The sequence below is a fragment of the Mycoplasmoides pirum ATCC 25960 genome (assembly GCF_000685905.1).
Lineage (GTDB): Bacteria > Bacillota_I > Bacilli_A > Mycoplasmatales > Mycoplasmoidaceae > Mycoplasmoides > Mycoplasmoides pirum.
This window is the reverse complement of record NZ_JMKZ01000002.1, coordinates 133,914-150,076: the sequence shown is the minus strand read 5'-3', so window position 1 is coordinate 150,076 and position 16,163 is coordinate 133,914. Positions and strand designations below refer to the sequence as shown.

The following is a 16,163-nucleotide window of genomic DNA, read 5'->3' as shown; positions in this document are numbered from 1 at the left end:
ATTATGAAACAAATTAATATGAATCGTTCAGCACGTCGCCAAATGCGACACAAAAGAATTACAACTAGAATTCGCCGAATTGATAATGGTAAAATTGTTTTGATTGTTGTTAAATCAAATTTACATATAACTGTGCAAGCTTGAGACTACAATCAAAACAAAGTTATTGCATCAGCGTCATCAAAATCAATGAAATTAAAAAACGGCAACAAAGAAAACGCTACATTAGTAGGTAGAGAAATAGCTAAAAAGTTATTAGAAAAAAATATTTCAGAAGTTGGCTTTGATTGTGGTGGTTCTAAATACCATGGCAGAATTGCTGCATTAGCTGATGGGGCACGCGAAGCTGGACTTAAATTTTAATCTAGGAAATTTTTCATGAATAACAATACAGAATTAACAACAAAAGAAGAACAATTGGCTGAAAAACTTGAACATAAAGTTAGTAAAAAAACTAATGATGAGAGAAATCGTCGTAAAGTTAATCGTAATAAACCAAAATCAGAATTTGAAGAGAGAATTGTAAAAATTAATCGAATTTCCAAAACAACTAAAGGTGGCCGCAATATGCGTTTTAGCGCATTAGTTGTAATTGGAAATCGCCGTGGTAAAGTTGGTTTTGGAATTGCAAAAGCTCTTGAAGTTCCAAATGCAATTAAAAAAGCATTAAGAGCTGCTGAAAAAAATGTTCACGAAGTACACATTAATAAACATGGAACAATCTTTCATGAAATAGTAGGACGTTCTGGGGCTGCTCGAGTTTTACTAAAACCAGCTCCATCAGGAACAGGAATTATTGCTGGTGGACCAATTCGGGCTATCATTGAATTGGCAGGTTATACAGACATATATACAAAAAATTTAGGTAAGAATACACCTGTCAATATGATTAGCGCAACTTTAAATGGCATAATCAAACAATTAACTCCAAAAGAAATTGCAAGATTACGTGATAAAAGCTTGAAAGAACTATAGAAAGTAAATAAAATATTATGGAATTACATGAACTAAAAAGTACACCTAAATCAAGAAACCATCGTGCTAAAGTAGTTGGACGTGGTCATGGTTCAGGTTTAGGTAAAACAAGTGGTCGTGGTCAAAAAGGTCAAAAGGCTCGTAAATCAGGACACACAAGACCAGGTTTTGAAGGTGGACAAACTCCTTTATATCGTCGTTTACCAAAATTTGGTTTTAGCACTTACAACTTTAAACCGAATTACCAAAATGTTAGTTTGCAAAATTTAGTGAATATTTCACAGGATAAATACACTCGTGAAGATTTTGTACGTTTAAATTGAGTTAATAATAAATCTAAAGATCCAATTAAATTAATTGGTGATGCAAATGTATCTAAACCAATTACTGTTGAAGTACAAAAAGTATCTAAAAATGCTAAATCAAAAATTGAAGCAGCTGGTGGAAATGTTGTTATTATTGATTTATCAACAGCTTTGAAAAAATACAAGAACTCTTTAAGCAAATAAGGTAAAAAATGACAACCTCTATTAAGAAAAAATCATTTGGACAAAAAGCACTTACGTTATTAAGAAACAAGAATTTTATGACTTCTGTTTTAGTAACGTTATTTTTGGTTTTGCTTTTTAGAGTAATTTCAACAATTCCTTTACCGGGAATTAAAATTAATCAATCATCATCAAGTTCATCCTCAACGAATGACTTTTTTTCATTATTTAATTTATTAGGTGGCGGTGGTTTAAGTCAATTGTCATTATTTGCAATTGGAGTAAGCCCATATATTACAAGTCAAATCATTATGCAATTATTATCTACGGATTTGATCCCACCTTTATCAAGATTGGCTAAAAGTGGAGAAATTGGTCGTCGACGTATTGAAGTAATTACAAGAATTATTACTTTACCTTTTGCAATAGTTCAAGCTTTTGCAATCATTGAATTATCTAGTAACGGTGGTGCTTTTAGTTTAGAACAACCTGATGTTGCACATAAAGCTTTTTATATTGTCACAATGACTGCTGGTACTTATATTTCTATTTTTATTGGAGATATTATTTCAAAACGTGGTGTTGGTAATGGTGTAACTTTACTAATTTTAAGTGGAATTTTATCTCAATTACCAGCAGGCTTTGTAACTGTATTTAATGTTATTACAGGTTTAGTAATCACAACAAATCCTGTGTTAACATCAATTATTACTTTTAGCGTTTATGTTTTAGGATTTATTGTTTTATTGCTAGCAACAACATTTATTAATATTTCAATTCGTAAAATTCCAATACAACAAACAGGACAAGGGATGACTGAAGATTTAAATGCTTTACCTTATTTACCGATTAAAATTAATTCTGCTGGGGTAATACCAGTTATTTTTGCTTCTTCTATTATGTCAATTCCAATTACTATTGCTCAATTTACACCACAAGGTGAAGCGCGATGATTTGTTGAAGATTATTTATCTTTATCAACTCCGGTTGGAATTACTCTATATGGAATTTTGATTATTTTGTTTACCTTTTTTTATAGTTATATCCAAATTAATCCAGAACAATTATCAAAAAACTTTGAAAAAAGTCACCGTTTTATACCCGGTATTCGTCCGGGATATGAAACTGAGAAACACATAGCAAGAGTCTTGATGCGTACAAATTTTATAGGCGCACCCTTTTTAGCAATAATTGCAGTTATTCCATATGTTATTTCAGCTACAATGGGAATTCCTAATACTTTAAGTTTAGGTGGAACTGGAATTGTAATTATGGTTGCAGCAAGTTTAGAATTATACAATTCATTGAAATCTTCAGCTACAACTACAAACTATCAACAAATGCGTCAACAACTTACTGAATCAATTGTTAATTACACAGCGTTACAAAATGATCTTAAATTAGCAAATAATGAATCAAGTTTACCTAATAATAATGTTAATGAAAATGACCAAACTCCGAAAGATGAAGTAAGTGAATTATGATAAAGAAAAGTAAAATTGTTTTTTTAGGTGCACCAGGAACAGGAAAAGGTACTATTTCTCAATTTTTAAAAGATGAATACAACTTTATTCATTTATCAACGGGAAATATGTTTCGTTCAATGATTCAAAGTAAAACGCCATTAGGTGATAAGTTAAATTCTTATATTCAAGAAGGAAAGTATGTCCCTAATGATATCACTAATGAAGTTATTAAAAGTGCTTTAGGTACTACTCAAGAACAAGATATTAACCGTTTTCTAATTCTTGATGGTTATCCAAGAACATTAGAACAAGCACAATATTTAGATACTTTAATTGATATTGATGCAGCAATTTTATTAGAACCCAATGATTTAGAAGCAATTATTGAACGTTTAGTAAATCGATTAGTTTGTCCAACCTGTGAAAGGGTGTTTAATAATAAAGATTTTGATTCATCAGCATCAAATAAATTATGCCCCAATGACCAAACTCTGTTAATTTCTCGAAAAGATGATGATAGAAATGTCATTACTAATCGAATTACTGAATATCAAAATTCAATTGAAGATGTAATTAATTTTTACAAAAAGAAAAACATTTTATATAAAATAAATGCAAACTTAATGCCAGACTTAATTCGAGAAGAAATTTTAAAAATTCTTAAAGGATAAATTAATTGAATGGTTTATATTAAGAATGCTCAAGAAATTGAGGGTATTAAGAAAGCATGTAACATTTTCAAAAAAGTGCGTGATTTATGTTTGCAAAAAAATTTTGTTGGTTGAAGTTTAAAAGAAATTGATGAATTTACTAAGTCAATAATTGAAGCTGAAAATGCATCTTGCATTTATCATGGGTACCAAGGTTTTCCTGGTTACAATTGTATGTCTAAAAATGAAGTTATTATTCACGGCATTGGTACCCATGACAATAAATTTGAAGCAAAAGATAAATTAACTTTAGATATTGGAATTCAATTTGAAAATTATATATGTGATGCTGCTTTTACTATTTTAGGACCGTTGGCATCTATTGAATATCAAAAAATATCAAAAATAACTTTGCAAGCAATTTTTGAAGCAACTAAAGTGATTAAACCAGGAAATTATGTTGGCGACATTTCGAATGCAATACAAACTTATGTTCATCAGCATGGCTATCATTTATTAAAAAATTATGGTGGCCATGGTTGCGGAATAAAAATTCATGAAGATCCTTTGATCTTAAATTATGGAGAACCCAAAACTGGATTTAAATTAAAACCAGGAATGATTATTTGCATTGAACCAATGCTTTTAGAAAAAAATAACGAGGTTCATTTAGGTCAAGATAATTGATCAGTAATTAGTAATATTTCACAAATGACTTGTCATTGAGAACATATGATTTTAATTAATGAAACAGGTTGTGAAATTTTAACACAATAGGAGTATATTTCTTTGAAAGATAATATCAGTATTAAAGGTGTAGTTAAAGAAACTTTAAAAGGTGATAAGTTTAAAGTTTTACTTGAAAATGGAATGAATGTAGAAGCACACGTATCGGGTAAAATACGTATGAATAAAATTCGAATTTTACCAGGTGATACTGTAGAAGTTGAGTTTAGTCCTTATGACTTAACACGTGGCCGCATTATTTATCGACTTTAATACCTTAATAGAAAGGTAAATTAATTATGAAAGTTAGATCATCAGTAAAACCAATTTGCAAAGATTGCAAAATTATTAAAAGACACGGATGTATTCGTGTTATTTGTAAAATTCCAAAACATAAACAAAGACAAGGATAGAAAGGTTATAAGATATGGCTCGAATTTTAGGTGTAGATATTCCTAATAATAAACGAGTAGAGATAGCATTAACTTATATTTATGGTATCGGCTTATCTCGCTCTCAAGAAATTTTAAAAAAATCAAATATTGACAAAAATAAAAGAGTTAAAGATTTAAGTGATGAAGAATTAGCAACTATTCGTAATTTAGCAAGCGAATATATGCTTGAAGGTGATTTAAGACGTGAAGTTGCATTTAATATAAAACGTTTAATGGAAATTGGAGCATGAAGAGGATTGCGTCATCGTCGTGGATTACCAGTTCGTGGTCAACGCACTAAGTCAAATGCAAGAACTCGTAAAGGTCCAAGAAAAACTGTTGCAAACAAGAAAATTGAGTCTAAGTAGGAGAGTAATATTATATGGCAAAAAAGAAACGTTTATCTTTTACTAATGGTGTTGCTCACATTCATGCTTCTTCTAACAATACAATAATTTCTATTGCAGATGAAAAAGGTAATGTTATTACTTGAGCATCAAGTGGGACAATTGGATTAAAAGGTACAAAGAAAAAAACACCTTATTCTGCAGGTGTTGCAGCTGAATCTGCTGCAAAAGAAGCTGTTGAAATGGGTTTAACAACAGTTAAAGTTAGAGTTAATGGTGTTGGTCGTGGTAAAGAAGTAGCAATTCGTAGTTTACAAACAGCTGGATTAGCGATAACAGAAATTAATGATGTTACTCCAATTCCACATAATGGATGTCGTCCACCTAAAAAACCACGATAGTATAGGAGTCAGAAAATGGAACACTTTTTAAAATATGAAATTAACGTTGTAAAAGAAGATGCTACAAAAAATTATGGTTGCTATAGCATTCAACCATTACAAAGTGGTTTTGGAATTACTATTGGTAATGCATTAAGAAGAATTATTTTATCTAATATTCCAGGCGCTAGTGTTTTTGCGGTTAAAGTTAATGATGTAACAAGAGAATTTCAATCAATTCCAAATGTAGTTGAAGATATGACTCAAATTATCCTTAATTTGAAAAATTTAATTATTTCAATTAATGAAAATATTGTTAGCGATGAAAAATTAGCTGAAACAACTTTGGAAAGATGACCTACTTTGAAAATTAATCTTTCACGTGCTGGTGTAGTAACTGCTGCTGATATTGAATGTCCAGTGGGTTTTGAAATCATTAATAAAAATTTACATATTTGTACTTTAACATCTGATAAGAAGTTTAATATGGAAATTTATGCTACTCGTGGTCGTGGATTCAAAACATTTAATGAAAATCGTGATTTAATAAATACAATTTCTGTTATTCCGATTGATTCTAATTTTTCACCAATTGTAAAAGTAAGTTATGCTGTTGAAGAAGTTAAATTATCTAAACAATCAACAAGTGATCGTTTAGTATTAGAAGTAGCAACAAATGGAACAATTTCTGCAGGTGATGCAATTGCTTTAGCATCTAAAATTTTAGTAGCACACCTTAATCCACTAATTGATATTAATCAATCATTACATGAATTGCAAGTAATGCGTGAAAAAAATGAAGAATTGAGAAATCAAACATTGTCTATTCCAATTGAAAATTTAGATTTAACTGTTCGTTCATATAATTGTTTAAAACGTCATGGTATTCAAACAATTCAAGAATTAACTGAAAAACCTAGAGCAGAAATTGAAAAAATTCGTAATTTGGGTAAAAAATCTTTACGTGAAATTAATAAAAAATTATTAGAATACGGACTAAAATTGAAAGGGTAAGGAGAATTATTTGTGTCTTATATAAATAAGCGTGGTAAAACTACTGCAACTCGAGTAATGATTATTCGTCAACAAGTTAGTGATATGATTGCTTATCATCAAATTAAAACAACAATCACTAAAGCTAAAGAAACACAAAAACGTATCGAAAAAATTATTACTTGAGCTAAAAATGATACGATTGCCAATCGCCGTTTGGCAAATCGTTGGTTAGTTGATAATCAAAAAATTAACACTAATGATGCAATCAAGTATTTATTTGAAAAAATTGGTCCAGCTTTCAGCAAAAGATCTGGTGGATATACAAGAGTTTTAAAGTTAGGCAAAAGACAAGGCGATGCTACTGAAATGGCGATTTTACAATTTGTAGATAAAATTCCAGAATTTAAACCAAAGCAAAAGGCATCTACGAACAATAAAAAAGAAACAAAAAAAGCTCCAATTGTTACAAAGTAAAAATTTTTTCATTTAAAAATAAAATCATGGATTCAACCATGATTTTTTATTAATAAAACCTTTTAAAAAAAATAATACATAGAGTAAATATTTACTAATTAAATTTAGGTATTTTTTTAAAAAAAATTTAAATTACAAAATACCGCTCTTATGCTTTATAATATAACTTATAGTATTCATAAACTTTGTAGCAATTCAAGTGCCACAAAGTTTGCTATTAATTATTTGATAATGTTGTAATTTTTTTTCTAAATCTAAAGGATAAAAAAATGATCCATAAGAAACCCAGAAGGTTAATTAGAAGAACATCGGCATTAATGGCAATGGGTATATCTTCAATTGTCTTGATGACATATTTAAGTTCGTGTTCAGCACTAAATACTGTAGAAACTTTTGTATTTTCAAATGCAACTAATTATTTAGAATCTCAAAGTAGTCCTTTAAATCCAACATTTTCTAATTCTCCACTTGATAATTATGCTTTGAGTACATCATTAGGTTTATTGACATATGAAACTACTGGTCAATTTAAATTTAATGACAAAGGTGAACGAATTGAATCAACAAAAGAAACATTAAAATTAGAGGCTGCAACTAAATTAGAAGCATACTCAACTACAATTGATTCAAATAACCAAAAAATTGACACTTTGATTGGTACTATTGAAAAAGGTACAGATGTTTTAGCGAACGAAAAATACAATGATATAGTTTCAAAAGCAAATAAATTTGTTTTTACTATTAATACAAATATTTGTTGAGTTGATTCAAATGGTCAAGTTCAACAAAAATTATCTGGAAAAGATTTTGAGCGTGGACTAGAAACATATATATTAGGTAGTGCTATTGGTTATCAACGTAATGGTTATTTCATCAACCAAATTGGTTTAGATGTTAAAGATACTGTTGGTTATGATAACATGCCAAGCATTACTGATCCTAGTTATGATATAAATAATTTTCGAAATACTGATGATAAATTTACTCTTTATCTAAATCAACCTTATCCATACATTTTATCTATTTTATCGAAGACATATTTTTCTCCAGTACCTTACACAAATGAATATGTTAAAAACATTAAAATTAATGATAACAAAAGACCGATAGCTTGAACTCAAAATGGTTCTAAAATAACAATGGATGCTTCAAATACTGATTTCAAAAATATTTATGGTTCAGGTTCGCCAACTGATGTTTTAAATAATTCTTGATTTGCAGGCCCATATTATTTTTCAACTTTCACAAATAGTCAAATTCTAGCAATTATGAATGAAAAATATTTTGATGCAACACAGGGTTATTGAGATCCAAGTAACGGTCAGAAAATTAAACGTTATATTTTAAACTATGGTTCAGGAAATGCAGAAGTTTTTTACAATCGTTTTATTGCAAATCAAGAATCTTGAATAAATGTTGTGCCAGAAAGTAAAAGAACTGAAGCAGTATTGAATTATACAAATGAGGTTTATGAAACAGGTGTTTCACAAATAAATCAGTCTAATTATATTGCATATACACCAAGACCATACATCGTTAATGGACAAGATTTAGTACCAAACAATAATGTTAGTGATGGTGCTGCAAAAATTATTTATAATTCTAATTCAAAAGAATCAATTGTTTTTCGTGCAGCTTTATCTGGTTTGATTAATCACTATGCTTTATCAAAATTGAATTTACCATCATCAGGTGATTTCCAATTATCATCTGTTCCATATGGAGTTTTTCATTTTGGTGATGATATTGCAAATAAAATTGGAAATAACAATGAATATTATAAAGCAATTTCAGATGATAAATTAACTGGTGGTTTGCCAAGAACATATTCAGATTATAAAAATGGTGATGTTGATCAAAACTTCTTATTTAAAGATGATAAATCTTCATTTACTATTCCATACTATTCATATATAAACAACAATTATCAACAAGAAAATTTAACTATAAATAAATCTGAATTTATTAAAACGTTAAAAGCTGCTGGAGCAACAAATAATCAACCAATTAAATTTCAATATAAGTATAGCGAAAGCACTGTATCTACAGAGTATAAAAATTATTTGAATGCATTAGCAAGAGCTATTGAAGCTTTAGGAACAAATGGGAATGAAAAACTTATTTCATTTGAATTAGTACCTCGTGGTGGTACAAACCCATCAGCAACAGATTGATTTAATTCTCAAGCTAGTTCATTAGGTTATAGTTTATGATCACCAGATTACAATGCTGTAGGTACATGATTGGAAGCTAGTTCATTATTAAATAGTGATGGTTCCCCAAGTACAAATATATATTCTTCATTTCCAAATGTTTTTAAAACATTAGTTATTGCTTTAAAAGATTTAAATGCTACATATAATTCATCTACAAATCAATTTGCAATTCCTGAATCAGTTGATCCGACACCAACCCCACCATCTAATTCTGAAAATGATGAATCAATTTTTTATAGTCAATTTACAACAAAAAAAACTAGTTTAAAAAATAAAATTGGCGACGCTCAAACATCTATATTTAATAACGATCCTTGGGTTCCTGCTGAAATTTGACCAAACAAAACATATTCAGAAAAAGGTATGGAATTTGTAAATTTCTTATTAAAAAATAATATTTTTGATGGAAACAATATTAATAATTTATTACAAAACGCAAATGAACTATCCAAATTAGATCAAGAACTTTTAAATCAAAAATATGTTGCACCCCAAAGTGTTCAAGATTTAATTCCATGATCAAAATACTTTAAATCCAAAAATAATAATTCTAATGAAACTAATGCAGACTCTTATGGTAATTTTTTAGGGATTTTTGCAGGTGAATCAGATCAAAATGCAATTTGATTAACACAAACCATTGATCGTGCTTTTAATTATGTGCCAAGAACTGAAAATGGTTTAAATGAAGCTGTATTAAATTTAGTAAATCAACATTTTAAAGTGCGTGTTAGCGGTGTAACTGCAATTAATATTCGAGATTTTGAATATCTTGCTTAGAAAGGAGTAATATAAATTATGTTCAGATATGTGATTAAAAGAATAATATTTGCACTTTTTGCATTATTTATCTTATTAACTATTATTTTCTTTCTAATGTCTTTATTGCCTATTATTCCATTACAAAGAAATCCAAGAGAAACTGAAGAACAATATCAGCAAGCACTTGAAGCAGCTGGTTTGACTAAGCCATTGATTCAAAGATATTTTGATTATTGGGGAAATTTATTTCATGGTAATTTAGGTTTAATATATGGTAAATCAACAACAATCCAACAAGAAGTTTTTCCGAGATTGCCAAATACAATGTATATTGCTTTAATTGCTTATGTTTTATCAATCATAATTGGTTTCACATTTGGTTTTATTGCTGCAATTTATCGTGGTAAATGACAAGATACAGCCGTAAACATTTTATCTGTTATATTTATATCTGTTCCATCATTTGTAATTGGAATTATGTTATTAAAATTAGCAGGTGTCATTGGATTACCATTAAAGTTTTTAAATTTTGGAGATGCAAATTGAGATTTTTCTAATTTTATAAAATCATCAATTATGCCAATCTTATCGCTTACTTTTGGTTTGGCATCAACATTAACTTATTATGTTCGCAATGAAGTTGTGGATATTTTAAATCAAGATTATATTAAAACTGCAAGATCAAAAGGAGTAGGAACTTTTGGAATTTTATTTAAGCATGTTTTTAGAAATGCTTTAATTCCAGCATTATCAATTTTGGGTCCAAGTTTATTAGTTTCTATTAGTGGTTCAATTGTTTTAGAACAAATGTATGGTGTGTCAGGTATTGCAACAGTTTTAGTTAATTCAATACAAACAAATCAAGTTAATATTGTTATGTTTCAAGCACTATTCTTATCTAGTTTATATTTTTTGATTTCAATTATATTAGATGTTATTTACACTTTAATCGATCCAAGAATAAAATTATCTGTAGAAAATAATACTTCATGATTGACAAATCTTATTTCTTATGAAAAAAGAATTCGTTGACATCAAAAATTGAACAAAGTATCTAATGATTCTTATCAAGTTATTTTAGATAATTCTGATTTTCATAATTATTTAATGACAAATAATATTATTAATTACAAAAATAAAACAGTTCTTGTTGAAGATTTCTGTTATGAAAAATTTTCAATTAAAAAAGATATTAATTATTTAGTTTTAAATAAAAATATCTTCAAAGTTAGAAAGGAGGTTACAAAAGTAAATGAATAATTCAAATGAAAGAAAAATATCACAATCTATTGAAATAAATGACGAAAGTTTTAAATTTGTTGATATTTATCGTTTAAATCGTGTAGATCAAATTGTTGGGAAACCTAGCCATTATTCTATTGAAATTTTGCGACGTTTTTTTAAAAATAAATGAGCTACAGGTTTGTTATTTTTATTATTAATAATAATTTTTACTGCAATTATTGCTCCCTTAGTTTCACCATATGATCCTTATATTCCTATTAGTAATGCTGGTTCATTGGGATCTAACTTACCTCCAAGATTATCACTAAATGATTATCCAGAAGTAGTTATTGCTGGCAAACAATATTTGATTGATCAGTATATGAATTTACCTAAAGGTTTTCTTGTAAAATTTGAACCAATATCAGATTTACCTGGTTGATTTAGAATAACTATTTCACCATACCATTTAGACTCCTTAAAAGACAAAATTTCAATTCTAGGAACTGATGGTGGTGGAATTGATATTTGAACAAAATTATGAACATCTGTAGGAATTTCATTGGGAATTGCTTTAGCAATTGCAGTTTCTGCCACTTTAATTGGTGTAATTTATGGTTCAATAGCTGGAAGCTTTGCTGGAAGAACTGTAGACATTGTTATGATGCGAATTGTTGATATTATTACAGGAGTTCCTACATTAGTTTGATTAATTATCTTAGGTGCTGTTATAACAGGTTCATCATCTGGAACAATATCAAATGTGTCAATAATTCCTGCTTTAATATTTGTAAGTTGAATGTCACCAGCGAATGCTACTAGAACTTATATTTTAAAAAATAAAGATGCTGAATACATTCAAGCAACAAGAAGTTTAGGCGGTAGCCAAACTAGAATTATTTTTATGCATATGATTCCTGTTGTGATGGGGCGTCTAGCTGTTATTTTTGTTAACTTAATTCCTTTAGCTATTTTTTATGAAGCTTCTTTGGTATTTATAGGTTTGAAATCATCAACTGAATTAGGATTAGGTATCATGTTAAATGATGCTTGACAAGTTACAAATAGTGCTTTGATTGCTGCGCCAATTGTTACATTTTCCTTAATTACAATTTCAGCCCAAATTATTGCAAATGCATTAAATGACTCAATTGACCCTAGAATTATAGGAAGAAACTAATTATGAACTTTGATAAAAATTTATTTGTTGTTGATTCAAATAAAAAATTACAAAAAGATGAAATTTTAAAAATCGATAATTTAAAAGTTAACTTCAAGATAAAAGATGGCATTTTGCAAGCAGTTCGTGGCGTAAGTTTAACTGTTCGTCGTGGACAAATTGTTGGAATTGTAGGTGAATCAGGTAGTGGTAAATCAGTTTGTGTAAAATCTTTAATTGGTTTTAATGATAATGCAACTATTGAAGCTGATTCGTTAAACTTGTGCGATATTGATTTAACTAAATTAAAAAAACGTTCTTGAACTTTTATTAGAGGTAGTTATGTATCTTATATTCCACAAGATCCATTGATGTCTTTAAATCCAACAAAAAAAATAGGTAGTCAAGTTGCAGAAGCTGTTTTAGTTTCTGAACATCGCAAATTTATTCAACAAAAAAAATTACTATCTAAAAAAGATCCTGAATATATTAACAAACTTAATTCTTATAAAAAAGCATACAAAGAAGCAAAAAAACCTGAAAATGTTAAGAAAAAAGTTATAGAAATTTTAAATTTTATAGGAATTAAAGATTCTGAATCAAGAATGCATTCTTATCCACATGAATTTTCTGGGGGAATGCGTCAGAGAATTGTTATAGCTATTGCAGTAGCAACTAGACCAGATTTAATTATTGCTGATGAACCAACAACTGCATTGGACGTAACTATACAAGCAAAAGTTTTAGATTTGATTAAAAAACTTCGTGATGAATTTAATATTACGATTATTTTTATATCTCATAATATAGCATTAGTTGCTAATTTTTGTGATTATATATATGTGATGTATGCTGGTAAAATTCTTGAACAAGGAAAAACAGAAGAAATTTTTTTAAACCCTCAACACCCTTATACTTGAGCATTAATTTCTTCTATTCCTAATGAAAATGCTAAAAATGAAAAATTAATTGCAATTCCTGGAACACCACCAAATTTAGTATCTCCACCAAAAGGTGATGCATTTGCTTCTAGAAATCGTTACGCTATGAAAATAGATTTTGAGTATGAACCTCCTTTATTCGATATTACAAATACTCATAAAGCTGCAACATGATTATTACATCCAGATTCACCAAAAATTGATATTCCCGAAGAAGTTCAAATGAAAATTGAACAATCTCGTTCATCATTTAAACTATATATAGAAAAAAAGAAAACTGAAGAAACTCAAAGATTAAATAATGCAACTAATAATCTTACAAATAATTCAAATGACGATATTTCTTTAGAAAATAATAAACAAGGTAATTAACAATGAATAGTTCAAATAATTTATCAAACAAAAGTAGTAGATTATTTCTTGAAGTTGAAAATCTTAACATGTTGTTCAAAATTAGAGGAACATTGTTTCAAGCTTTAAATAACATTAGTTTTAAAGTTAATAAAGGTGATTTTTTTGGAATAATCGGCGAATCAGGAAGTGGAAAATCAACAACTGGAAAATGTATTATTAGATTAAACCAACCTACTGGCGGAAGAATAGAAGTTGACAATCATTTATTATCTAATAAACGTTTAAGCAGAAGAACTAATAAATGATTAAGAAAAAACGTTCAAATGATTTTTCAAGATCCAATGGCTTCTTTAAATCCAACTAAAAATATCTTGCAAATTATTTCTGAACCTTTAATTATTAGCAAAATTATTTACAAAAATACATATGATTATTTTTTAAAAATAAATAAAGTTTCTCAATATTTTCATTACAATTTCATTGTTAAACAAGCAGAATTAAGTTATGAATTTAAACAAAATTATTTAAAAAAATTCACAAATATTATTTCTAGCTTTAACATGAAGCTAAAAAAAACAATTGATGAAAATAAATATAAATCTTATAATGACCAACACAATCTTTTGTTATCACATTATGATGATTTAGTAAATGAAGTGCAAAATTTAGTAAGTTCAATTTATGATTATGTTGATAGTTATAAACAAATTATTCAAAATAATTTTATAAATTACGATGAAAAAAAATTTGAAAAAGTAGATTTAGATTTAGACAATTCTAAAAAGAATTTAAATTTGAGAAAAAAAGAACTTAAATATTCTCTAGATGGTTTAAACAAATTAAATGAAATTAAACAAATTAAATCAGAAATCAAAAATTTAAAAATTCAAATGGATGAAACATATAAACATAAAAATTATGGTTATATTAAAAGTTGAGAATCAACAGTTTTAAGTAAAATTAAATTCTTGAAGCAAAATGTAAGATCATCAAAAAATTTTGTAGATGAAATTTATTTTCAACTTAATTTAGTTTTGTCAAAACATACTTTAAGTTTTGTTAAATTATTAAAAAATAATATTTATTTAGATGAAAATTATATTACAACTACTATTAATAATGTTAATGAATATTTAACAAATTTATATAGTCCATTGATAGATTATTACATTGGTAAAAACCAATCATTTGACAATACACTAAATGTTCAAGAAAAATTATTAATTATTAAAAATTTAAAGGCAGTTTTAAATTTTGCAAGATTTAATTATTTAACTTTTAAAAATAATCAAAGTTTATCTTATCAAGAATATATTTTTAATATTGATAAAATTTTTGATAACAATTTAAAAAATGAAGAAATATATACTTTGTTATCTTCGCATGATTATTTTAATAAATTTGAAAAAATAATTAAAGAATTAAATTCTATTGTTAATTCGAGCAAAAATATTAGTTCTGAAACATTTAAAGTTTTTAATACACAAATAAAAAATAAAAAAAATATTTTAATTGAAATGAATGCTGAATATAAAAAGGAAATAAAAAAACATCATTTTGATTTGCAAAAACATAAACGAGATGTTTATTTTGATAATGTAACATTAGCAAAAAATGATTTAAAAAATGCTGAAAAAGAAAGAAAATCAAAAATAGATTTTTTCTTAAACAATTATTGAATTAAATTTGTTGATAAAAACAAAGAAAATTTAAAAAATTTAAAAAAATTAAATTTGGAATTAAAGAAAGAATTTATAGAATTTAAACAATTATTTAAATACACAACTAACCATTTAAAACATATTGCTCATAAAGAAAAGAAAAAATTTGTTTCTAATGTTGTTGGTGAATTTAAATTAAGGATTAAAACTTTGAATGCAATTCATTTTGAATATAAAACTGCAACTAAAGAAACATGATACTATAAACAACTTTATACATGAAAACCATGATTTACATGATTTTTATATTTTGTTTTTGTTCACTTGATTAAACGAGATAGTGTATACAAAGCATTAGAAAGTGTGGGCTTGAAACGCGAACATGCTTATAGATATCCGCATGAATTTTCGGGTGGTCAACGACAAAGAATAGTTATTGCAAGAGCTCTTATAACTGAACCTAAATTAATTATTGCTGATGAACCTATTTCTGCTTTAGATGTTTCAATTCAAGCACAAATAATTAATATTCTTAAAGAATTAGCTGAAAAAAATCAAATTACTGTTTTATTTATTGCCCATGATCTTTCAATGGTTAATTATGTATGTAATCGTGCGATTATCATGCATCAAGGGAGAATTCTAGAACAAGGTAATGTAGATTCTATTTTTAGCAATCCAATTCATCCATATACTAAATCACTAATCAGAGCCACACCTAAATTATCTAGGGTGCATGTCAATTTATCATCATTTGATGAAAAATTAAATTATGAAAAAGATTGAAGTTTAACAAATCAACCTAAATTTATTCAAATTAATAATTCTAATGATCATTTCGTTTTTGGAACTTCAAGTCAAGTGGAAGAATGAACAAAACAAAATTGAAGCATTGATTAATTTTTATAAA

Annotated in this window: 16 protein-coding genes and 1 pseudogene; all 17 read left to right on the top strand. The window is 27.4% G+C overall.

Annotated elements, in window-relative coordinates:
- Positions 1-3: 3 nt before the first annotated feature.
- Positions 4-363, top strand: coding sequence for a 50S ribosomal protein L18 (rplR, locus tag T397_RS0103260; RefSeq protein ID WP_027124205.1), 360 nt, complete (start codon positions 4-6; stop codon positions 361-363).
- Positions 364-378: 15 nt separating this feature from the next.
- On the top strand, positions 379-975 hold the full coding sequence (rpsE, locus tag T397_RS0103255) for a 30S ribosomal protein S5 (RefSeq protein ID WP_027124204.1): 597 nt from the start codon (positions 379-381) through the stop codon (positions 973-975).
- Positions 976-992: 17 nt separating this feature from the next.
- Entirely contained in the window at positions 993-1,484 is a 492-nt protein-coding gene (gene rplO / locus T397_RS0103250) for a 50S ribosomal protein L15 (protein ID WP_027124203.1), read from the top strand.
- Positions 1,485-1,492: 8 nt separating this feature from the next.
- Positions 1,493-2,950, top strand: coding sequence for a preprotein translocase subunit SecY (gene secY, locus T397_RS04070; protein WP_081794319.1), 1,458 nt, complete (start codon positions 1,493-1,495; stop codon positions 2,948-2,950).
- On the top strand, positions 2,944-3,600 hold the full coding sequence (locus tag T397_RS0103240) for an adenylate kinase family protein (protein ID WP_036448945.1): 657 nt from the start codon (positions 2,944-2,946) through the stop codon (positions 3,598-3,600). Before secY ends, T397_RS0103240 begins: the two co-directional genes overlap by 7 nt.
- 9 nt (positions 3,601-3,609) lie before the next feature.
- Positions 3,610-4,356 (top strand): type I methionyl aminopeptidase, encoded by a 747-nt coding sequence (gene map / locus T397_RS0103235; RefSeq protein ID WP_027124201.1) that lies wholly within the window; start codon positions 3,610-3,612, stop codon positions 4,354-4,356.
- A gap of 6 nt (positions 4,357-4,362) precedes the next feature.
- Complete coding sequence (gene infA, locus T397_RS0103230; RefSeq protein WP_027124200.1) at positions 4,363-4,578, top strand: translation initiation factor IF-1; 216 nt, start codon at positions 4,363-4,365, stop codon at positions 4,576-4,578.
- Between the two features lie 26 nt (positions 4,579-4,604).
- A complete protein-coding gene (rpmJ, locus tag T397_RS0103225) occupies positions 4,605-4,718 on the top strand; it encodes a 50S ribosomal protein L36 (RefSeq protein WP_027124199.1) in 114 nt (37 codons plus the stop codon).
- A gap of 14 nt (positions 4,719-4,732) precedes the next feature.
- On the top strand, positions 4,733-5,107 hold the full coding sequence (gene rpsM, locus T397_RS0103220; protein WP_027124198.1) for a 30S ribosomal protein S13: 375 nt from the start codon (positions 4,733-4,735) through the stop codon (positions 5,105-5,107).
- 14 nt (positions 5,108-5,121) lie between these two features.
- A complete protein-coding gene (rpsK, locus tag T397_RS0103215) occupies positions 5,122-5,487 on the top strand; it encodes a 30S ribosomal protein S11 (protein ID WP_027124197.1) in 366 nt (121 codons plus the stop codon).
- A gap of 15 nt (positions 5,488-5,502) precedes the next feature.
- The gene (locus T397_RS0103210; RefSeq protein WP_027124196.1) at positions 5,503-6,480 is read left to right on the top strand and encodes a DNA-directed RNA polymerase subunit alpha; all 978 of its coding nucleotides are present in this window, start codon (positions 5,503-5,505) and stop codon (positions 6,478-6,480) included.
- Between the two features lie 12 nt (positions 6,481-6,492).
- Positions 6,493-6,852 (top strand): annotated as a pseudogene (gene rplQ, locus T397_RS0103205) (50S ribosomal protein L17); the annotation flags it as partial.
- Between the two features lie 401 nt (positions 6,853-7,253).
- Positions 7,254-9,932 (top strand): MG321/MPN456 family lipoprotein, encoded by a 2,679-nt coding sequence (locus T397_RS0103200; protein ID WP_027124194.1) that lies wholly within the window; start codon positions 7,254-7,256, stop codon positions 9,930-9,932.
- An 18-nt stretch (positions 9,933-9,950) separates the two neighbouring features.
- Positions 9,951-11,174: an ABC transporter permease gene (locus tag T397_RS0103195; RefSeq protein ID WP_027124193.1), complete on the top strand. Its 1,224-nt coding sequence runs from the start codon at positions 9,951-9,953 to the stop codon at positions 11,172-11,174.
- Entirely contained in the window at positions 11,167-12,318 is a 1,152-nt protein-coding gene (locus tag T397_RS0103190) for an ABC transporter permease (protein ID WP_052663114.1), read from the top strand. Before T397_RS0103195 ends, T397_RS0103190 begins: the two co-directional genes overlap by 8 nt.
- 2 nt (positions 12,319-12,320) lie before the next feature.
- A complete protein-coding gene (locus T397_RS04065) occupies positions 12,321-13,610 on the top strand; it encodes an ABC transporter ATP-binding protein (protein ID WP_081794318.1) in 1,290 nt (429 codons plus the stop codon).
- Between the two features lie 2 nt (positions 13,611-13,612).
- Entirely contained in the window at positions 13,613-16,153 is a 2,541-nt protein-coding gene (locus T397_RS04490) for an ATP-binding cassette domain-containing protein (RefSeq protein WP_027124191.1), read from the top strand.
- Positions 16,154-16,163 lie beyond the last annotated feature (10 nt).